Here is a 19,734-nt window from a genome sequence, read left to right on the forward strand (position 1 = left end):
GTGCCCGGAGTGGTGCGCGGGGCGGTCGGTGGGGGTGACGTCGTTCTCCGGCCGATCCGGCCCGGTGGTGCTGGTGCTCACGTGACGCATCCGTTCTGGGGGTTGCGGCAACCCTAGCCGACGGCTAATGCATGGTCAGGGTCGAAAGGCCTACTCCTGTACACTGGATACCGACACTCTGACCGTAGAGACGACACTCTTTTATAGAGAGCCGGGAGGCCGCATGGCGACAATCCTCCTGGTTTTCCTGCTCGTTTCCGTGCTGACTCCCACGCTCACCCGCCTGCTCGGGTTGCGCGTTTTTTATGTGGTCGCCGTTCTGCCCGCGATCGCGTTCGGCTACACCCTCACCCAGACCAGCACCGTCGCCGCCGGCGGAGCCGCCACCGAGAGCATCCCGTGGATCCCGTCGCTGGGCATCAGCCTGTCCTTCCGGGTGGATGCGCTCGCCTGGCTGCTCGCTCTCGTCGTGACCGGTGTCGGCGCCCTGGTGCTCATCTACTGCGCCCGCTACTTCGACGCCGACGAGCCGAGCCTTGGCCGGTTCGCCGCGCTGCTGCTGGCCTTCGCCGGCACCATGTACGGGCTCGTCACCGCCGACGACATCCTGGTCATGTTCATGTTCTGGGAAATCACCAGCGTGCTCTCGTACCTTCTGATCGGGCACTACACCGCCAAGCGGGAGAGCCGCGGTGCCGCCCTGCAGGCTCTTCTGGTGACCACCTTCGGCGGCCTGGTCATGCTGATCGGCGTCGTGATGATCTCCGTCGACGCCGGAACCACCTCGCTGGCCGCGATCGTGGCGAACCCCACCGGCACGCCGGTCGCCATCTGGGCGGTGCTGCTGATCCTCGTCGGCGCCCTGTCGAAGTCCGCGCTCATCCCGTTCCACTTCTGGCTGCCCGCCGCAATGGCCGCACCCACCCCGGTGAGCGCCTACCTGCACGCCGCCGCCATGGTGAAGGCCGGTATCTACCTCACCGCCCGCTTCGCGCCCGGCTACGCCGACTCACCCGGCTGGCTTCCGGTCCTGGTGACCATCGGCGTGTGGACCATGCTCGTGGGGGCCTGGCGGTCGCTGCGCCAGCACGACATCAAGCTGATGCTCGCCTACGGCACCGTCAGCCAACTCGGCTTCCTCATGGTTGTCGTGGGCTTCGGCACCCGTGATGCCGCCCTCGCCGGAGTGGCGTTGCTGCTCGCGCATGCGCTGTACAAGGCCACCCTCTTCCTCGTGGTGGGCATCATCGACCATCGCGCCGGCACCCGCGACTGGCGCAAGCTCTCCGGCATCGGCCGACGCGAACCGGCGCTGGCCGCAATCGCGCTCATCGCCGTCGCGTCGATGGCCGGGCTGCCGCCGCTGCTCGGCTTCGTGGCCAAGGAATCCGTCTTCACCGCGTTCCTCGAAGCCGGCCAGGCCGGCGACGGCTGGGGCTGGATCGCCCTGGCCGGCACCGCGATCGGGTCCGTGCTCACGGTCGCCTACAGCGCCAAGTTCTTCTGGGGCGCGTTCGGCACCCGCCCGTCGATCAGCGATACCCCGATGCACTCCAGCCGGTGGGATTTCATGCTGGCCCCCGGCATCCTCACCGTCGCCACGATCGTGCTCGGCCCGTTCGTCTTCCTGCTCGACCCGGTGCTCGCCCAATACGCCGACACCATGCCCGGCGAGGGTGAGGCGCACCTCATGCTCTGGCACGGTTTCGAACCGGCGCTGTTCCTCAGCATCGTGGTCGTGGCGCTCGGCCTCGTCATCTTCTGGCAGCGCAAGCGCGTGGCCCGGTGGCAGGCCACGGTGCCCGCCTGGGTCGACGCCGGCCACGGCTACGGCCACACCGTGCGCTTCGTCGACAGAATCGCCGCCCGCACCACCCACCTCGCCCAGAGGGGCGGCCTGCCGCAGTACCTCTCGACCATCCTCGTGGTGTTCGTGCTGGCCCTCGGCGCGGTCTCCTTCGTCAACCGCACCTGGCCCGACGCCGTGGTGCTCTGGGACTACCCGGCCCAGGTCATCATCGGCCTGGTCATGATCATCGCCGCCGTGATGGCCGCCCGGGTCGGGCAGCGGATGACCGCGGTGCTGCTGGCCGGCGTCACCGGGTACGGGCTGGTCGCCCTGTTCGCCTTCCACGGCGCCCCCGACCTGGCGCTCACCCAGGCCCTCGTCGAGTCGATCACCCTCGTGGTGGTGGTGCTCGTGCTGCGCCGCCTGCCCAGCCGCATCGCGCAGCACAACCGGCCCATGCACCGCCGCCGGCGCGCCCTCATCGGCATCCTGGTGGGCCTGACCATGGGCACCATCGCCGTCATCGCGCTCGGCTCCCGCCAATGGCCCGACATGGCCAAGGACCTGGCCCGGTTGTCCGTCGTGGAGGGCCACGGCAACAACATCGTGAACGTCATGCTCGTCGACATCCGTGCCTGGGACACCATGGGCGAGATCTCGGTGCTCATCGTCGTGGCCACCGGCGTCGCCAGCCTGCTGTTCGTCTCCGGCCGCAGCGAGCAGATGCCGCGCCTGCGGGAATCCCGCAAGCGTCGCGAGCCGAAGAACCGCCGCCGCATCGTGGCCGACCCGCACGCGAGTTCCGCCGGGCATGCCGTGACCCGGCAGTCCTGGCTGCTCGGTGGGCGCACGCAGTCCGCCCAGAACCGGTCGATCCTCATCGAGGTGCTCGTCCGGCTCCTGTTCCACCCCGCGATCGTCGTGTCGATCTACCTGCTCTTCGCCGGCCACAACCTGCCCGGCGGAGGGTTCGCCGGCGGTCTCCTGGCCGGCCTGGCCCTCGTGGCCCGGTACCTGGCCGGCGGCCGGTACGAACTGGGCGAAGCCGTGCCCATCGACCCGGGCAAGATCCTCGGGCTCGGCGTGTTGCTCGCCGTCGGAACCGCCGTCGGGTCGATCTTCATCTCGGGCACCCCGCTCGAGTCCGCGTACTTCCAGGCCGACGTGCCGCTGCTCGGGCACCTCTCCTTCGGCACCTCCAGCATCTTCGACATCGGGGTCTACCTCGTCGTGATCGGCCTGAGCCTGGACATCCTGCGCAGCCTCGGCAGCGAGATCGACCGGCAGAGCGAGCTGGACGAGCCCGGCGACGACGACCCGGACCAGCCCGTTCCCGCCATCGGCAACGCCTCCAGCGACGCCGGTGACGCGATGGGGTTCGACGCCTCGTCCGAGTGGACATCCGCAGAGGCCCCGGCACCGGGCACCGGACCTGAGACCTCCCCGATCACCCAGCCCGCCGACACGGCGACCGACGGCACACCGGCAGGAGGCACCCGATGAGCGCCTCTCTGACCCTCGTGATCGTCATGGCCGCGATGTACGCCGCGGGCATCTACATCATGCTCGAACGCAGCCTCACCCGGGTGCTGATCGGGTTCCTGCTGGTGGGCAACGCCACCAACCTGCTGATCTTCATCATGAGCGGCCGGCCCGGCAGTTCGCCGATCGTCACGGGCACGTCCCTGGACGACACCATGGTCGACCCGCTGCCGCAGGTGCTGATGCTCACCGCCATCGTGATCAACTTCGGTATCACGGCCCTGCTGCTCGCCCTGATCTACCGATCCTGGTGGCTGGCCCAGCTCGGCGACGAGGGCGACACCCTCACCGACGAGCACGCGGCGGACACCACCGAGGACTCCGAACTCACCTTCCGATCGTCGAGCGACGACGAGGCCGCCGTGCAGGCGTCGCTCGACGCCAGCGAGGACGGCAGCGACGACGACAGCTCGGCCCCCGACGCCACCGACCGCTCCGACGAACGCGCACCCGCCGCCGGCGACGCCGCGCACACCGACCGCGAGGGCGGCACCCGATGAACGTACTCGTGCCCCTCGTCGTCGCCATCCCGCTTCTCGGTGCCGCCCTCGCCATCGCGCTCGGCCGCCGCTCCCGCTACCAGGTGGCCGTGAGCGTGCTCACGCTCTCCGCGGTCGTCGTGATCAGCAGCATCCTGTTGGTGCTCGTCGACCAGCACGGCCCGGCCGTGGTGAACGTGGGCGGCTGGCAGCCACCGTTCGGCATCGTGCTCGTCGTGGACCGTCTGTCGGCCATCATGCTGCTCGTGTCGGCCCTGATGCTGCTCGGCGTGCTGCTCTTCGCCGTGGGCCAGGGCATCGTCGACAGCAACCGGGAGACCCCGGTGTCGATCTTCCACCCCACCTATCTGGTGCTGTCGGCGGGTCTGTTCAACGCGTTCATCGCCGGCGACCTGTTCAACATGTACGTGGGCTTCGAGATGCTGCTCTCGGCCAGTTACGTGCTGCTCACCCTCGGCGGCACGGGGGCGCGAATCCGGGCCGGCGTCACGTACATCGTCGTCAGCCTGATCTCGTCGATCCTGTTCCTGTCGGCCATCGCGCTCATCTACGGCGCGACCGGAACAGTGACGCTGGCGCTGCTGGCCGAGCGCATCCCGCAGCTGCCCGGGGACGTGCAGATGATCCTCGGGCTGATGCTGCTCATCGCGTTCAGCGTGAAGGCGGCCGTGTTCCCGCTGTCGTTCTGGCTGCCGGATTCGTACCCGACCGCGCCGGCCCCGGTCACGGCGGTATTCGCGGGCCTGCTCACCAAGGTGGGCGTGTACGCCATCCTGCGCACCCAGACGTTGTTGTTCCCCGACAACCAGTTCTCGCTGCCGCTGATGATCGTGGCGCTGCTCACCATGGTGATCGGCATCTTCGGCGCGCTCGCCCAGGCCGACATCAAACGGTTGCTGTCGTTCACCCTGGTGAGCCACATCGGTTACATGATCTTCGGTATCGCCCTTGGCACCGAGGCGGCGATCGCGGCCACCATCTTCTACGTCGTGCACCACATCATGATCCAGACCACGCTGTTCCTCTGCGCGGGCCTGATCGAACGTATCGGCGGCACCACCTCTCTGGCCCGCTTGGGCGGGATGCTCAAGGCCGCGCCGCTGGTCGCCGTCCTGTTCTTCATCGGAGCGCTCAACCTCGGCGGCATCCCGCCGTTCTCCGGGTTCCTCGGCAAGGTGGCCCTGTTCGACGCGGGTGTGCAGGTGGGCGGCGCCCTCAGCTACGTGCTGCTCGCCGGGGGAGCGGCCACCTCGCTGCTCACCCTGTACGCGCTGGCCCGCGCCTGGAACATGGCGTTCTGGCGACCGCGACGGGACGTGGAGAACTACGACTCCGCCGTGCTCGACGCCCTGCAGGACGACCCGCACGACGAGGGCACGGTCACCACCAAGACCACCTCCGCGCTGATGACCGCGGCGACCGCCACCATGCTCGCCCTCACCGTGAGCCTGACCGTCTTCGCCGGCCCTGCATTCGACCTGGCCACCCGCGCCGCGGAGAACATCTCCGACCCGTCGGTCTACATCGACGCCGTCTTCCCGGGAGGCACCCCGTGAGCAGCGTACGCGAACGCCTCGGCGGACTGATCAGCCAGCTGCCCCTGTTCCTCGGCCTGGTGCTGCTCTGGTCGTTGCTCTGGGGCAAGTTCTCCTGGCTGAACCTCGTCACCGGCGCGGTCTTCGCGGCCGTGGTCTCCGTCGTGTTCTACCTGCCTGCGGTGCAGCTCAGCGGCCGGATCAACCTGTGGCGCAGCGTCTGGCTGTTCGTCAAACTGATCTGGGACATCGTGCGGGCATCCGTGGATGTGTCCTGGCTCGCCCTCGGACCGGGCTACACGCCGAGCAACGCGATCCTGGCCGTGCACCTGCGCACCCGGAGTGACCTGATCCTCACCTGGACCGCCGTGGCCACCTCGATCGTGCCGGGCTCCATCGTGGTGGACATCGAGCGGGTCGACTCGACCCTGTACCTGCACGTCATCAACATGCACGACGAGGTGGAGGCCGACGCCTTCCGCGCCCGGGTGCTCGCGACCGAACGTCGTATCGTGATGGCCTTCGGTTCGCGCGAAGATGTGGAGCGGGTCTGCCAGGTGCGCGCCGACGAGGAACGCAGCGACGGTGCCCCCGGCGCCCCTGGCCCGCACGCCCCGCACGGCCCCGGCACGCCCTCCTCCACCGGTCCCGAGAACGGAGCCACCGTATGACCCCCATGGACATCGTTGCCGTCGTCGCCGGAATCCTGTTCGGCGCCGGCGCCCTGGCCGCCGTCTACCGCATCATCCGTGGACCGAGCGTGCTCGACCGGGTGATCGCCTCCGACGTGCTCGTGGCCACCATCATCTGCGCCCTGGGCGCCGAGATGGCGTTCAACCGGCACACCGACAACCTGCCGGTGCTGCTCGTGCTGGCCCTCTTCGCGGTGCTCGGCTCGCTCAGCGTGGCCCGGTTCCTGCCCGGACGGGACCGCGCATGAGCGCCGTCTGGAGCGACGTGGTCACCGCCGTCCTGGTGCTGCTCGCCGCCGTGATGTGCCTGGCCGCCGGCGTCGGCCTGCTCCGCTTCCCCGACGTGCTCACCCGGCTGCACTCGGCCACGAAGCCCCAGATCCTCGGCCTGATGGCGGTCACCCTCGACATCGCGGTGACGAACTTCAGCGTCGGCACCGTCACCCTCGTCGTCGCGATCGTGCTGTTCCAGTCGCTCACCGCGCCGATGGCGGCGCACCTGGTGGCCCGTGCCGCGTACCAGACCGACCACCTGCGGCCGGATTTGCTGGTGCTCGACGAGCTCCGGGACGCACGCGGCTGATAGTATGGCCGAGTCGCAACTGGCGTAGCACGAAAGATGGGTCACCATCGGGGAGCGACTGACACGGTTAGTGGCCGCACGCCTGGGCCACGACACATCCATCTATATGTATGAGGAGTTCTCCCGTGTCCGACACTGTGCTGACTAGTTCCGTACCCTCCACCTTCAACGACTCCCTCGAGGTCGTCGACCCCGAGATCGCCGCGATCCTCGAGCTCGAGCTCGGTCGCCAGCGCGACTACCTCGAGATGATCGCCAGCGAGAACTTCGTGCCCCGCGCCATCCTGCAGTCGCAGGGGTCGGTGCTCACCAACAAGTACGCCGAGGGCTACCCGGGCCGCCGCTACTACGGCGGCTGCGAGTACGTCGACGTGGCCGAGCAGCTCGCCATCGACCGTGCCAAGAGCCTCTTCGGCGCCGAGTACGCGAACGTGCAGCCGCACTCCGGTGCCACCGCCAACGCCGCGGTGCTCTCCGCGATCGCCACGCCAGGCGACACCATCCTGGGCCTGGAGCTCGCGCACGGCGGCCACCTCACCCACGGGATGAAGCTCAACTTCTCCGGCAAGCTCTACAACCCGGTCGCCTACGGCGTCGACCCGGAGACCTTCCGCGTCGACATGGACGTGGTGCGCGATAAGGCCCTCGAGCACAAGCCGCAGGTCATCATCGCCGGCTGGTCGGCGTACCCCCGCCAGCTCGACTTCGCCGCGTTCCGCGCCATCGCCGACGAGGTGGGCGCCAAGCTCTGGGTCGACATGGCCCACTTCGCCGGCCTCGTCGCCGCAGGCCTCCACCCGTCACCGGTGCCCTACGCCGACGTCGTGTCCAGCACCGTGCACAAGACCCTCGCGGGCCCGCGCTCGGGCTTCATCCTCTCCCGCGACACCGCGCTGGCAAAGAAGCTCAACTCCAACGTCTTCCCCGGCCAGCAGGGCGGCCCGCTCATGCACGTGATCGCCGCCAAGGCAACCGCGTTCAAGCTCGCCGCAACCCCCGAGTTCAAGGAACGCCAGGAGCGCACCCTCCGCGGCGCCCGGATCCTCGCCGACCGCCTCACCGCCGACGACTCCCGCGCCGCAGGCATCGACGTGCTCACCGGCGGCACCGACGTGCACCTGGTGCTCGCCGACCTGCGCCACTCTGAGATCAACGGCCAGCAGGCCGAAGACGCGCTGCACGAGGTGGGCATCACCGTCAACCGCAACTCGGTGCCGTTCGACCCGCGCCCGCCGATGGTCACCTCTGGCCTCCGCATCGGCACGCCCGCCCTGGCCACCCGTGGTTTCGGCGACGCCGAGTTCACCGTGGTCTCCGACGTCATCGCCGAGGCCCTCAAGCCCGGCGCCGACATCCCCGCGCTCCGCGCCCGGGTGAAGGGCCTCACCGACGCGTTCCCGCTCTACCCCGGCCTCTCCCAGTAGGCCTTCTCGGGCGGTGACGGATGCTGAGCCTCGCGTGAGCGCATCCGTCACCACCCGCACCGGCCATCGCCCGCGCCCCGGAGGCGCCGGACCGATGCGCGTTCGGCGTGGTCCTGCCGCCCTGCGGCAGCCGCGCAGCACCACCGACAGATCGGATTTCGCATGACCGCACTCACCCTCGACGGCGTCGCCACCGCGACCCAGGTCAAGCTCGAACTCGCCGAGCGCGTGCGCGCGCTGGCCGCGCACGGCATCGTGCCGGGCCTCGGCACCCTGCTCGTCGGCGACGATCCGGGCAGCCGCTCCTACGTGGCCGGCAAGCACCGCGACTGCGCCGAGGTGGGTATCGAGTCCATCCGCATCGACCTGCCCGGCTCCGCCACCTCGGCGGATGTGCGCGCCGCGATCACGGACCTCAACGCCGCCCGCGAGGTCACCGGTTACATCATCCAGCTGCCGTTGCCCGTGGGCCACAACGAGAACGCCATGCTCGAGCTGATGGACCCGGCCAAGGACGCCGACGGCCTGCACCCCACCAACCTGGGCCGCCTGGTGCTGGGCATCGAGGGCGAGCTCGACTCGCCGCTGCCGTGCACCCCCGCCGGCATCGTGGAACTGCTGCGCCGCTACGAGGTGCCCATCGCCGGCAAGAACGTGGTCGTCATCGGCCGCGGCCTCACCGTGGGCCGCCCGCTGGGCCTGCTCTTCACCCGCAAGGGCCTGGACGCCACCGTCACCCTCACCCACTCCCGCACGGTCGACCTGGCCGGCGAGGTGCGCCGCGCCGACATCGTCGTGGCCGCTGTGGGCGTGCCGCACCTCGTGCAGGCCGACTGGATCAAGCCCGGCGCCGCCGTGCTCGACGTGGGCATCACCCGCGTGGAGGACCCGGAGACCGGCAAGGGCGTGCTTACCGGAGACGTGCACCCCGACGTCGCCTCGGTGGCCGGACACCTCTCGCCGAACCCCCGCGGAGTGGGCCCGATGACCCGCGCCATGCTCCTCGCCAACGTGGTCAAGGCCTCCGAGCGCCTCCTCAAGCCCTAGCCCCCTGTCCCCGCGAACTGTGGCCCCAAAATCGGCACGATTCTGGGGCCCAAGTCACGGGTCGCGGGGGGTGGGTCAGGTCGCGAGGCGGTGCAGGGCTGCGTGGCCGAGGTAGTTCTCGGCGTTGTGACGGATGCCGTCGATCTCGTCGGCGGTGAGCTCCCGTCGCACCTTGGCCGGTACGCCGGCCACGAGCGAGCCGGGCGGCACGATGGTGCCCTCGAGCACCACGGCCCCGGCGGCCACGAGCGACCCGGCGCCGATCACGGCCCCATTGAGCACCGTGGCGGCCATGCCGATCAGGGCGCCGTCCTCGACCGTGCAACCGTGTAGCACCGCGCCGTGACCCACCGAGACGTCGCGGCCGACGATGAGCGGGAAGCCGCCGTCGACGTGGCAGGAGACGTTGTCCTGCAGGTTGGAGCCCGCGCCGATGCGGATCGGTTCGGCCTCGGCACGTAGCACCGCGTTGTACCAGACGCTCGCGTGCTCGGCCAGGCTCACGTTGCCCACCAGCACGGCACCGGCGGCGACGAACGCGCTCTCGGCCACGTGCGGCCCCGGACGGTCGGGCAGGGTGATGAGGCGGGCGGCGTTGTCGGCGGTCATGGCTCCACCCTAGTTGCGCATCCACGCCCCGCGAACTGTGAGATATGCCCCGAAAATCTCGGGCGGTTTCCAGTGGTCGTTGCAACACCGGATGGTTTAGGTACTGAAAAGTAGATCACGTAAGCGCTCGGCTGGGGTATCCCAGTCGAGCGTTTTGCGTGGGCGGGCGTTGAGTTCTTGGGCGACGTGTTCGAGGTCTTCGGGGCCGTAGATGTTCAGGTCTGTGCCTTTGGGGAAGTATTGGCGCAGGAGCCCGTTGGTGTTCTCGTTCGTTCCGCGCTGCCAGGGGCTGGCGGGGTCGCAGAAGTAGACGTTCATACCGGTGTCCGTCTTGACCGTCCTGTGGGCGGCCATTTCTGATCCTTGGTCCCAGGTCAGTGATCCGCGCAGGTGCTCGGGCAGGGTGCCGATCGTGCTGATCAGGGCGTCGCGGACGGACTCGGCGGTGTGGTCGTGGGGCAGGTGGAGCAGCATGACGTAGCGGGTGGTGCGTTCGACCAGAGTGCCGATCGCGCTCTGGTTGAGGGTGCCGGTGATGAGGTCCCCTTCCCAGTGCCCGGGAACGGCCCGGTCCTCGACTTCGGGAGGACGCTCGGAGATCATGACCATGGGGTCCACGAAACGAGGCCGGCGGGCGTCGCCGGTGTTCTGCGTTTTGCGGCGGGCCCGGCCGGTGCGTAACGCCGCAGTAAGTTCCCGGCGTAATCCACCGCGGCCTTGGAGATACAAGGCTTGGTAGATCGTCTCGTGGGTCACGCGCATCTCCTGATCATCGGGATAAGTCTTGATCAGAGTGTGGCTGATTTGTTCTGGTGACCAGTGGAATTGCAGTCCCGTCGTGACGAACGCGCGCAGTCGGGGTGACGTTTCCAGCTTCCGGGGCTTGGGTCGGGGCCGTCGGGTGGCAGCGGCGCGGTGCGCCGCATAAGGCAGGTAGCCGCGCTCAGGCACGGTATTGCGCGCGATTTCCCGACTGATCGTGGATGGCGACCGGCGCAACACCGCCGCGATCGACCGCAGCGACGCACCTGCCACGGTCATGTCGCGGATCTTCTCCCGTTCGAGCAATGACAAGTAACGAGCATGGATCGGGTCAGCCAGCGCCGCCGGCACCGAAGGAACAATCGTGGTCACACCACTTGTGTAGTCGATCACCCGTCCGTCAGGGTGAATTCTCTTGTGCCCCGACTGTCGGATCCCACGGTCCCAGTCATGGGCGGTGCGAACATGCACGCCGACCTGCCGTGCCGCTTCTGAACGACGGATACCCGCAGCACGCAACTGGAGGTACTCGTCCTTGCACGGGTGTGGCCCACGACCAGGGACGCCTTTGGTCGGATTCCAGCCATAACAGGTGCGCTCGTTGAAGCCGAGCTCAGCTGCCGCTGCAGCCCGGGTTCCGAGCCTGGCGACAGCGGAAAAGAACGCATCTCTATCCGCCTGCGAGTACCTACGATTCTTCGAAACTCTCTTGCCCCAAGACACGGTCGTTGCAACTCCCAGATATGCGGGGTGTTGCAACGACCGCTAGAACCCAAGTCGGATTTTGGGTGCTGTGCTCACGCTTCGCGGACTCTAGGATTCAGGGATGGTGAACACAGCGCATCCCGCCGTTGACAGAGTGCGTCTGGCACTGAATGCCCAGGGGGTGGACCCCGAGATCCGCTGGTTCGACGATGCGACCACGACCGCGGTCGCCGCGGCCGCTGCGTTGGGCATCGAGGTGGGTGCGATCGCTAACTCGCTGGTCTTCACCCTCGATGGTGACCCGCTACTCGTGCTCACCTCTGGCGCACACCGGGTGGACACCGCCTGGCTGGGGGAGCGCCTCGGCGGCACCATCGGCCGCGCGTCAAAAGACCTCGTGAAGGAGGCCACCGGGCAGGTAATCGGCGGAGTCGCGCCCGTCGGGCATCCGTCGCCGATCCGCACCCTGGTCGACGAGGATCTCGCCGGCTATCCCGTGGTCTGGGCCGCTGCCGGGCACGCCCACACGGTGTTTCCCACCACGTTCGCCGAGCTGCTGCGCCTCACCGGAGGCGAGGCGACCCCGGTGGTTCCGACCGCTTAGGCGTCCAGGTCGGGCCCGTCTCAGACTCACGTGCGGACTTCCCGCCTTCGTGGGCACAACGAAGGCGGGAAGTCCGCAACTCAGGATCCGATAATGCGGCGCGCGCCGACGACGGGGCGTGATCCGCAGAATTCCTACGACTCGCGGGCGGCCCCGGCGGCTGCGCGCACCACGAACATGTCGGGGGCCGTGAAGCCCGCGGCCGCGAAGGCCGCGGACACGGCCTGCTGCACCGCGGGGATCAACGCGTGCGGGGTGAGCGCGATGGCCGAGCCGCCGAAGCCGCCGCCGGTCATCCGGGCGCCGAGGGCGCCTGCGGCGCGGGCCGTGTCGACCGCGAGGTCGAGCTCGGCGACCGAGATCTCGAAGTCGTCGCGCATCGAAGCGTGTGACGCGTCGAGCAGCGCGCCGATGGCGCCGGGGCCCTCCTCGCGCAGCACCCGCACGGTGTCGAGCACGCGCTGGTTCTCGGTGAGGATGTGCCGCACCCGGCGGAAGGTCTCGTCGTCGAGGGTCGTGGCGGCGCGGGGCAGGTCGTCCACCGTGAGGTCGCGCAGCGACGAGACCCCCATCAGCCGGGCACCGGTCTCGCAGGACGCGCGGCGTGAGGCGTAGCCGCCCGTCGCGTGCGCGTGGCTGACCTTGGTGTCGATCACGAGGAGCTCGAGGCCGGCGTCGTCGAAGCCGAGCGGGATGACCTCGGACTCGAAGCTGCGGCAGTCCAGGAACACGGCCGAGTCGGTCTCGCCCAGCAGCGACGCCGACTGGTCGAGGATGCCCGTGGGCGCGCCGACGACCTCGTTCTCGGCCAGCTGGCCCACCCGCACGAGCACCTGCTTGTCGAAGCCGAGGTTCCAGACCTCGTCGAGGGCCACGGCGGTGGCGCACTCGATCGCGGCGGAGGACGACAGCCCGGCGCCGATCGGCACATCCGAGTCGATGAAGATATCGAAGCCGGTCACGGCAGACAGGTCGGCGCCCTTCTGGCCGAGCGCCCACGCCACGCCCAGCGGATACGCCGACCAGCCCGACACAGTCTCGGGGGAGAGATCGTCGAGCGAGATCTCGACGATCTCCTCGGTGAAGGAGCTGGCGACCCGCAGCATCCGGTCGTCGCGGAGTGCGAGGGCGACGACGGCGCGGCGGTTGATGGCGAACGGGAACACAAACCCGTCGTTGTAGTCGGTGTGCTCGCCGATCAGGTTGACCCGGCCGGGGCCGAACCACAGGCCGGCCGGTTCGCGGTCGAACCGGTCGCGGAAACCGCTCGTGGTGCTCGGGGTGGTGTCGTTCACGAGTGGGCCTTTCCGGTGCTGCTGTCGGTGGATTCTGCGGAGGCGGAGGCGGCGTCGGCTGACGCATCCGCGGCATCCGAGCGCGCGATCGCCGCGCGGATGTTGTCGGCGGCCTGCTCCGGCGTGACGTCGCCGATCCAGGCGCCCATGGCGGCCTCGGAGCCGGCCAGGAACTTCAGTTTGTCCTCGGCCCGGCGCGGGCTGGTGAGCTGCAGCATCAGGCGGATGTCGTCACGGTGCACGTTGACCGGCGCCTGGTGCCACGCGCCGATGTACGGCGTGGGCGTGGAGTAGAGCTGGTCGATACCGCGCAGCAGGCGACGGTAGAGCACCGCGAGCTCGTCGCGCTCGGCCAGGGTGGTGCCGGCGAAGTCGGCGACGTGGCGGTGCGGCAGCATGTGCACCTCGACGGGCCAGCGGGCGGCGAACGGCACGAACGCGGTCCAGTGCTCGCCCCGCAGGATGACCCGGTCGCCGGCCTGCTCGCTGGCCAGGATGTCGGCGAACAGGGTGGGGCCGTAGCTCTCGATCGAGTCGATCAGACGCTGGGTGCGCGGGGTGACGTACGGGTATGAGTAGATCTGGCCGTGCGGATGGTGCAGGGTGACGCCGATGGCCTCGCCACGGTTCTCGAACGGGAACACCTGCTCGATGCCGGGCATCTGCGAGAGCTTGTGGGTGCGCTCGGCCCAGGCCTCGATCACGGTGCGGGCGCGGGTGACCGACAGGCTGCCGAACGAACCCTCGGTGGCGGGGCTGAAGCAGACGACCTCGCAGCGGCCGACCGAGGTGCGGATGCGCCCCAGCCCGATCGTGCGCAGGTCGTCGAGTCCGGTGGGTGCGTCGTCGTCGGTGAGCAGCGGCCCGAACGAGGGCGACTTGTTCTCGAACACGGCCACGTCGTAGTTGCTGGGCACCTCTGAGGGGTTCTCCGGCGTGGACGGCGCGAGCGGGTCGAGGTGCGCCGGCGGCAGGAACACCCGGTTCTGCCGGGCCGCGGCGACGGAGATCCACTCGCCGGTGAGCGGGTCCTGGCGCATGCGCGCGTTCGCCGGGCGCGGGGCGAGGTCGCGCAGGTCGGGTGCCCGGTCTGGCGAGAGGGTGGTGTCGGGGTCATCGAAGTAGATGAGCTCGCGACCGTCTGCGAGGGTGTGCGGGTGACGCGCGATGCCGGCGTCGGCGACGAAGTCTGGGGTGTTGGTGAGGTCAGTCATGGCGGGATCAACGCTAGTCGATTTGCGCAACCGAAACCAGTACTTGCGTATTGAAAAGCGAGGGAAACTAAGTGAAGATGAGGGTATGGCCTCAGTCGAACATCCGCCCGACCGCGACGCCCTGCCCGCGCACCAGCGCCGGGAGCAGATCCAGCGGCTTGTCGACGCCCGCGGCTTCGTGCGTGTCAGCGAACTCAGTGACACCTTCGGCGTCTCCGGGGTCACCGCCCGCGCCGACCTCGACCAGCTCGAGAGCGCCGGTGCCCTCATGCGCATCCACGGCGGGGCGGTGCCGGTCGGCATCTCCACCACCAGCCGGCCCGACCGGGAGTTCTCCTTCGAGGAGGCCCTGGCGTCGTCGGTGGTCCCCAAGCAGCAGGTCGGCGGGCTTGCCGCCTCCCTGGTCTCGAGTGGGCAGAGCGTGATCCTCGACGTGGGCACCACCACTCTCGCCGTGGCCCGGGCGCTCGTGGCCCGCACCGACCTCACCGATGTCGTCGTCATCACCAACGGCCTGAGCATCGCCCTCGCCCTTGAACCGGCCATCCCGCGGTTCACCGTGATCGTCACCGGCGGCTCGCTCCGGCCGCTGCAGCACTCGCTCGTCGACCCGCTCGCGGCCACCGTGCTCAGCCAGGTGCACGCCGACCTGGCTTTCATCGGCTGCAACGGCGTCGACGTGGACGGCGGAGTCACCAACATCAACCTGCCGGAGGCCGGCGTGAAGACGCTCATGCTCGCCGCCGCGGCGCGTGCGATCATCGTGGCCGACGGTGCCAAACTAGGGCAGGTGCACCTGGGCCGGATCGGCCCGCTTGCCGCCTTCGACACCCTGGTGACGGATGCGGCCGCCGACCCGCTCACCCTGGCCCCGCTCCGCGAGGCCGGCCTCGCCGTGCTCCAGCCCACCTGATCCGAGAAAGTCACCCATGCCGCTTGCCGCCGCCACCGGAACCCAGTACGCCCTCGTCTGCGACACCCCGCAGGGCCCGGCGACCGCAACGATCACCGAGGTCGCCGCTGGCCTCCGCGAATACGCGCTGAACGGCATCGACCTGGTGGAGGGCTTCGGCCCGGACTCGGTGCCGCCGCTCGGCGCCGGCACTGTGCTCACGCCCTGGCCCAACCGCATCCGCGATGCCGTCTGGAGCCACGGCGGTATCCGGCACCAGCTGGTCATCACCGAGCCCGAGCTCGGCAACGCGATCCACGGCCTCCTCGCAGTGACGGCCTACCGGTTGGTCGCGCAGACCGCGAACGAGGTGACCCTGGCCGCCACGGTCTACCCGCAGGCCGGTTACCCGTACCAGCTCGACACCACGGTCACCTACACGCTCACGGCCGACGGCCTGGCCGTGACCCACAGCATCCGCAACGTCGGCACAGCGGATGCCCCGGTGGCCCTCGGCACCCACCCCTACCTGAAGATCGGCGACGTGCCCACCGGCGACCTCGTGCTACGGCTCGCCGCCACCAGCCACATCGACGTGGATGCCCGGCTCAACCCGGTGGGCGTCAGCGACGTGGCCGGCACCCGCTTCGACCTGCGCGACGGCGCCCGCGTGGACGACCTCGACCTCGACGACGGCTTCGGCGGCGTGCTCGTGCAGAACGGCCGCGGCGAGCACTCGCTGACCGCCCCCGACGGTCGCCGCGTCATCCTGTGGGGCGACGAGAACATGGCCTACGTGCAGGCGTTCACGCCGCGCAACTTCCCCGTGCGCACCGGCGACTCCGTGCGGATCGGCCAGGCCGTCGCGATCGAGCCGATGACCGCGCCGGCGGATGCGTTCAACTCCGGCCAGGGCCTCAACTGGCTGGCCCCCGGCGAGGACTGGGTCGTTCGCTGGGGAATCACCCCGACGGGTTTCGCGTACTGAGAAACCCGGCCTAGGGTGGCGGGAGCGCCGCGCTTCGGGCGGCCCCGGATCGACGAGGAACGACCAGACCCATGGCAACACCGTCCCTGACCTCACCCACCCTGACCGGGCCCGGCCCCCGGGCGCCCCTGAGCGCACCGGACGAGGCGCGCCGGGTGGCGCTCGTGGGCATGAAACGACTGGCCCTCGGCCTGCTGCTGGCGATGACGTTGATCTTCGCAGTGTCGTTCGCCCTCGAAGAGCGCTATCCGTGGCTGGAGTATGTGCGCGCCGCCGCCGAGGGCGGCATGGTGGGCGCCATCGCGGACTGGTTCGCGGTCACGGCGCTGTTCCGGTATCCGCTCGGGCTGCGCATCCCGCACACCAACATCATCGCCAACCGCAAGGACGAGATCGGTGCGAGCCTGGGCGAGTTCGTCGAGTCCAACTTCCTCTCTGATGCCGTCGTGCGCGGCAAGCTCGAGTCCATCGGGGTGTCCAGGCGGCTCGGCGCCTGGCTGGTGCAGCCGGCGAACGCGCAGCGGCTCACCGACGAGATCGCGCATGCCGGGTCGGGGCTGCTCGACCTGCTCAGCGACGACGAGATCAAGAACCTGCTCGAGGGCGTCGCGCGGGAGCACCTGCTGCGGCCGGAGTGGGGACCGAGCCTCGGCCGGCTGGGCGAGCACCTGGTGGCCTCCGGCCGGCACCACGCCGCCGTGGACCTGCTGCTCGACAAGGCGCACAGCTGGCTGACCGCGCACCCCGAGGCGTTCGGCCAGTCCGTCTCCACCCGGCTGCCGCGCTGGCTGCCCGGCTTCGTGGGTGAGATGGTCGACGACAAGGCCTACCGTGAGGTGCTCGCGTTCGTGTCGACGGTGCAGCGGGAGCCGGAGCATCCGTTGCGCGGAGCCATCGACCGGTACCTGGCCGAGCTGATGGCCGACCTGCAGTTCGACGACACCATGATCGAGCGCGTCGAGGTGCTCAAGCTCGAACTGGTCGACAACGCCAAGCTGCGTGAGTTCGCCGGGGATGCCTGGGAGTCGCTGAAGGCGTCGCTGCTGGCGGCGCTGGCCGACCCGGACAGCGCCGTGCGCGCCGGCGTGCAGTCGACGGTGCTCGACGTGGGCGCCAGGCTCGTCGCAGACCGGTCGCTCGGCGCGCGCATCGACCGGTGGCTCGCCGACACCGCCGGGTACGTGCTGCAGAAGTACCGGCACGAGATCGCCGGTGTGATCACCGAAACCGTCGAGCGCTGGGACCCGGCCGAGACCACCGAGAAGATCGAGCTGCAGGTGGGCAAGGACCTGCAGTTCATCCGCATCAACGGCACCGTCGTGGGCGCGCTGGCCGGCCTGCTGATCTTCGCGCTGGCCCAGGGCGCCCTGGTGTTGTTCGGCGGCTGACGGGAGCCGCCACCCGCGACACGGTCTGACCGGTGAGCCATACTTAACCCGTGAACACCGGCTCGAATGGTCCCGGGGGTGGCACGGCCCCGGCTTCCGGTGCGCCCTCCACCGCACGCATCGTCGACGAGGGCATGCTGATCGCCCTCTCCGCGGTGCGGATGGCCGTGAAGAACGGCATCATCGTGGGCGCCCTGCGCGACCACAGCGACTACGACCCCGAGCGCTACGCCGCGCTGGCCCGGCACGAACTCGAACACGTGGCGCAGGAGAACGACGAGGACTCCACCCGGGTCGAGCGGCTCGGCTCCTACCTGGCGCGCACGACCGGGGCGGGCAAGAGCCGCGAGCTGGAGAACAAACGCCGCGACGTGGTACGCCTCGGCCGCCGCCGCACCCTGCACGACCACGTCGCCGAGCGGCTGCGGGAGTTCGCCGCGGACGAGAGCCGGGTGACCGACCTCGTCGCGAAGGCCCGCGCGGATGCCCTGCAGGAGATCAACGACGCTCTCTCCACCCGGCTCCTTGCCCAGCGCATCGATCCCCGCCAGCCCGGCTACCAGGCGGTGCGGGCCGAACGGATGCGCGCCGTCGCGGCCATCGACCTCGCCAAGCTGGCGAAGACCGCCCGGCACCCCGGCCCGACCGGCTGAGTGCGGCACGGGTTGCACGTGCTTCCCGGCATCCGTCGCAGCGGCACTGGGGCCCGCCGCCCGTTCGCTACGCTCGAAGGGTGGATACCCAGGCGATACAGACTTTTCTCGACGACAGCGATTTCTCCGGTGTGGTGTTGGTGCGTGACGGCGACCGCACCATCTTCGAGGCGGCCCGCGGCTTCGCCACCCCGCGCTGGCAGGTGCCCAACACCCTGGACACCCGCTTCGACACCGCCTCGATCACCAAGCTCTTCACCAGCGTCGCCGTGTTGCAGCAGGTCGACGCCGGCAGGCTCGACCTCGAGGCCTCGATCCACGAGTACGTGGACCTCGCCGGCAGCACCATCGGCACCGACGTCACCCTGTTGCACCTGCTCACGCACACGAGCGGCATCGCCGACGACGTCGACGAGGAGGCGGGCGAGAGCTACGCCGACTTCTGGGCTCAGACGCCCAACTATTCGCTCGTCGAGACCCGCGACTACCTGCCGCTGTTCACCCAGAAGCCGCCGCTGGCCCCGCCGGGCGTGGAGTGCGTGGACTGCAACGTCGGCTACATCCTCGCCGGCCTCGCCGTGGAGAAGGCCTCTGGACTCGGCTACCGCGACTACGTGCGCGAGGAGATCTTCGCCCGCTCGGGCATGACCGACTCCGGATTCTTCGACCGCCGCGACGGCGTCGAACGGGTCGCAGAGGGCTGGGACCGTCGCGAGGACGGCAGTTGGGTCTCGAACATCTACAGCTCGCCGGCGATTGGCTCGCCCGACAGCGGTGCCCACGCCACCGCCGGCGACCTGATGAACTTCCTCAACGCCGTGCGCGGCGGGCAACTGCTTTCCAAGGAGTACACCGACGAGTTCTTCACCCCGCAGGTGGCCTACGACGACGACGTGAAGTACGGTTTCGGCTTGGAGTTCGACCTCAACGAGAACGGCTCGGTGCGCTCGTACTACAAGGACGGCGTCAACGCCGGCGCCAGCGGCATCCTGCGGCACTACCCCACCTCTGGCCTGGACGTCGTGGTGCTCAGCAACGCCGAAGAGGGCGCCTGGGACCTCGTGGTCGAGCTCGACGCCCAGTTCTAGCGCACGGCCCCTCACCGCGCGCGGCTGTGACGCCGGTGCGCGGGTCAGGCGCCGGTTCGCGGGTGGCGTGCCGCGGGCGTAGCGGCGTGGTGCCCGCGGATCTCGTCTGCGCGGTGGTGCGCGGGTCGGGCGCCGCTGCGCGGGTCTCGGGCCATAGGTTCAGGCCGCGGGCGTTGGCAGGGGGCAGCGCAGCTGGGTGCGCTCGCCGCTGCGGTCGATGTCGTGCTCGGTCATCGGGGCCCCGCAGAGCGGACACCGGGCGACCGGACGCTCCTGCACCGGCACCTCGTCGTCGTAGGGACCGAGCGGCGGCGGGCCGATGATGGGCAGCAGCCGAGCGTTCAGCCACGCGGTGAAGCCCCCGGCCTCCTTGATGGTCGGTTTGCGTTTCTTGGCTGACGTCATAATAGTTAGTGTACTAAGT

Annotated in this window: 19 protein-coding genes and 1 riboswitch; of the genes, 14 read left to right on the top strand and 5 right to left on the bottom strand. The window is 69.5% G+C overall.

The genetic code is table 11. The features are described from left to right. The first annotated feature begins 223 nt into the window (after positions 1 to 223). The 8 genes from DOE79_RS16505 to DOE79_RS16540 all read left to right on the top strand — a co-directional run bounded on the left by DOE79_RS16505 (position 224) and on the right by DOE79_RS16540 (position 9,112). Complete coding sequence (locus DOE79_RS16505) at positions 224 to 3,292, top strand: Na+/H+ antiporter subunit A (protein ID WP_120339428.1); 3,069 nt, start codon at positions 224 to 226, stop codon at positions 3,290 to 3,292. Then, on the top strand, positions 3,289 to 3,831 hold the full coding sequence (locus tag DOE79_RS16510; protein WP_120339429.1) for a sodium:proton antiporter: 543 nt from the start codon (positions 3,289 to 3,291) through the stop codon (positions 3,829 to 3,831). Before DOE79_RS16505 ends, DOE79_RS16510 begins: the two co-directional genes overlap by 4 nt. Then, a complete protein-coding gene (locus DOE79_RS16515) occupies positions 3,828 to 5,387 on the top strand; it encodes a Na+/H+ antiporter subunit D (protein WP_120339430.1) in 1,560 nt (519 codons plus the stop codon). Before DOE79_RS16510 ends, DOE79_RS16515 begins: the two co-directional genes overlap by 4 nt. Continuing rightward, positions 5,384 to 6,037 carry a Na+/H+ antiporter subunit E gene (locus tag DOE79_RS16520; RefSeq protein ID WP_162942807.1) on the top strand — a complete coding sequence of 218 codons (654 nt, stop codon included), beginning with the start codon at positions 5,384 to 5,386 and terminating at the stop codon, positions 6,035 to 6,037. The genes DOE79_RS16515 and DOE79_RS16520 overlap by 4 nt, the downstream gene beginning before the upstream one ends. Continuing rightward, the gene (locus tag DOE79_RS16525) at positions 6,034 to 6,306 is read left to right on the top strand and encodes a monovalent cation/H+ antiporter complex subunit F (protein ID WP_120339432.1); all 273 of its coding nucleotides are present in this window, start codon (positions 6,034 to 6,036) and stop codon (positions 6,304 to 6,306) included. Before DOE79_RS16520 ends, DOE79_RS16525 begins: the two co-directional genes overlap by 4 nt. Further along, positions 6,303 to 6,641 (top strand): monovalent cation/H(+) antiporter subunit G, encoded by a 339-nt coding sequence (gene mnhG, locus DOE79_RS16530; protein ID WP_066597443.1) that lies wholly within the window; start codon positions 6,303 to 6,305, stop codon positions 6,639 to 6,641. The genes DOE79_RS16525 and mnhG overlap by 4 nt, the downstream gene beginning before the upstream one ends. 5 nt (positions 6,642 to 6,646) lie before the next feature. Continuing rightward, positions 6,647 to 6,736, top strand: a riboswitch (ZMP/ZTP riboswitch). 15 nt (positions 6,737 to 6,751) lie between these two features. Further along, positions 6,752 to 8,065, top strand: a complete 1,314-nt coding sequence (gene glyA, locus DOE79_RS16535) for a serine hydroxymethyltransferase (RefSeq protein ID WP_120339433.1) — start codon at positions 6,752 to 6,754, stop codon at positions 8,063 to 8,065. A 162-nt stretch (positions 8,066 to 8,227) separates the two neighbouring features. Next, positions 8,228 to 9,112 (top strand): bifunctional methylenetetrahydrofolate dehydrogenase/methenyltetrahydrofolate cyclohydrolase, encoded by an 885-nt coding sequence (locus DOE79_RS16540; protein WP_120339434.1) that lies wholly within the window; start codon positions 8,228 to 8,230, stop codon positions 9,110 to 9,112. Between the two features lie 75 nt (positions 9,113 to 9,187). Here DOE79_RS16540 and DOE79_RS16545 read toward each other — a convergent pair whose 3' ends face one another. Then, on the bottom strand, positions 9,188 to 9,721 hold the full coding sequence (locus DOE79_RS16545; protein ID WP_066597437.1) for a gamma carbonic anhydrase family protein: 534 nt from the start codon (positions 9,719 to 9,721) through the stop codon (positions 9,188 to 9,190). A 96-nt stretch (positions 9,722 to 9,817) separates the two neighbouring features. Continuing rightward, positions 9,818 to 10,987, bottom strand: coding sequence for an IS30 family transposase (locus DOE79_RS16550; protein ID WP_120340204.1), 1,170 nt, complete (start codon positions 10,985 to 10,987; stop codon positions 9,818 to 9,820). Positions 10,988 to 11,309: 322 nt separating this feature from the next. On the opposite strand from DOE79_RS16550, the gene DOE79_RS16555 reads away from it, so the two are divergent. Then, a complete protein-coding gene (locus tag DOE79_RS16555) occupies positions 11,310 to 11,792 on the top strand; it encodes a YbaK/EbsC family protein (protein ID WP_120339435.1) in 483 nt (160 codons plus the stop codon). Positions 11,793 to 11,926: 134 nt separating this feature from the next. Here DOE79_RS16555 and galK read toward each other — a convergent pair whose 3' ends face one another. Together galK and galT are read right to left on the bottom strand one after the other, a co-directional pair. Further along, complete coding sequence (gene galK / locus DOE79_RS16560) at positions 11,927 to 13,087, bottom strand: galactokinase (RefSeq protein WP_120339436.1); 1,161 nt, start codon at positions 13,085 to 13,087, stop codon at positions 11,927 to 11,929. After that, positions 13,084 to 14,301: a galactose-1-phosphate uridylyltransferase gene (galT, locus tag DOE79_RS16565; RefSeq protein WP_120339437.1), complete on the bottom strand. Its 1,218-nt coding sequence runs from the start codon at positions 14,299 to 14,301 to the stop codon at positions 13,084 to 13,086. Before galT ends, galK begins: the two co-directional genes overlap by 4 nt. An 85-nt stretch (positions 14,302 to 14,386) precedes the next feature. Between galT and DOE79_RS16570 the strand changes: the two genes are divergently transcribed. The 5 genes from DOE79_RS16570 to DOE79_RS16590 all read left to right on the top strand — a co-directional run bounded on the left by DOE79_RS16570 (position 14,387) and on the right by DOE79_RS16590 (position 19,310). Then, complete coding sequence (locus tag DOE79_RS16570; RefSeq protein ID WP_120339438.1) at positions 14,387 to 15,214, top strand: DeoR/GlpR family DNA-binding transcription regulator; 828 nt, start codon at positions 14,387 to 14,389, stop codon at positions 15,212 to 15,214. A 16-nt stretch (positions 15,215 to 15,230) separates the two neighbouring features. Continuing rightward, positions 15,231 to 16,181: an aldose 1-epimerase family protein gene (locus tag DOE79_RS16575; protein WP_120339439.1), complete on the top strand. Its 951-nt coding sequence runs from the start codon at positions 15,231 to 15,233 to the stop codon at positions 16,179 to 16,181. A gap of 71 nt (positions 16,182 to 16,252) precedes the next feature. Further along, positions 16,253 to 17,569, top strand: coding sequence for a DUF445 domain-containing protein (locus DOE79_RS16580; protein ID WP_120339440.1), 1,317 nt, complete (start codon positions 16,253 to 16,255; stop codon positions 17,567 to 17,569). A 50-nt stretch (positions 17,570 to 17,619) separates the two neighbouring features. Then, on the top strand, positions 17,620 to 18,222 hold the full coding sequence (locus DOE79_RS16585; RefSeq protein WP_120339441.1) for a hypothetical protein: 603 nt from the start codon (positions 17,620 to 17,622) through the stop codon (positions 18,220 to 18,222). An 80-nt stretch (positions 18,223 to 18,302) separates the two neighbouring features. Then, the gene (locus DOE79_RS16590; protein WP_120339442.1) at positions 18,303 to 19,310 is read left to right on the top strand and encodes a serine hydrolase domain-containing protein; all 1,008 of its coding nucleotides are present in this window, start codon (positions 18,303 to 18,305) and stop codon (positions 19,308 to 19,310) included. A 159-nt stretch (positions 19,311 to 19,469) separates the two neighbouring features. On the opposite strand, the gene DOE79_RS16595 is transcribed toward DOE79_RS16590, so the two are convergent. Further along, positions 19,470 to 19,715: a hypothetical protein gene (locus tag DOE79_RS16595; RefSeq protein ID WP_120339443.1), complete on the bottom strand. Its 246-nt coding sequence runs from the start codon at positions 19,713 to 19,715 to the stop codon at positions 19,470 to 19,472. Positions 19,716 to 19,734: the final 19 nt, after the last annotated feature.

The sequence above is a fragment of the Cryobacterium soli genome, from assembly GCF_003611035.1.
GTDB classification, from domain to species: Bacteria; Actinomycetota; Actinomycetes; order Actinomycetales; family Microbacteriaceae; genus Cryobacterium; species Cryobacterium soli.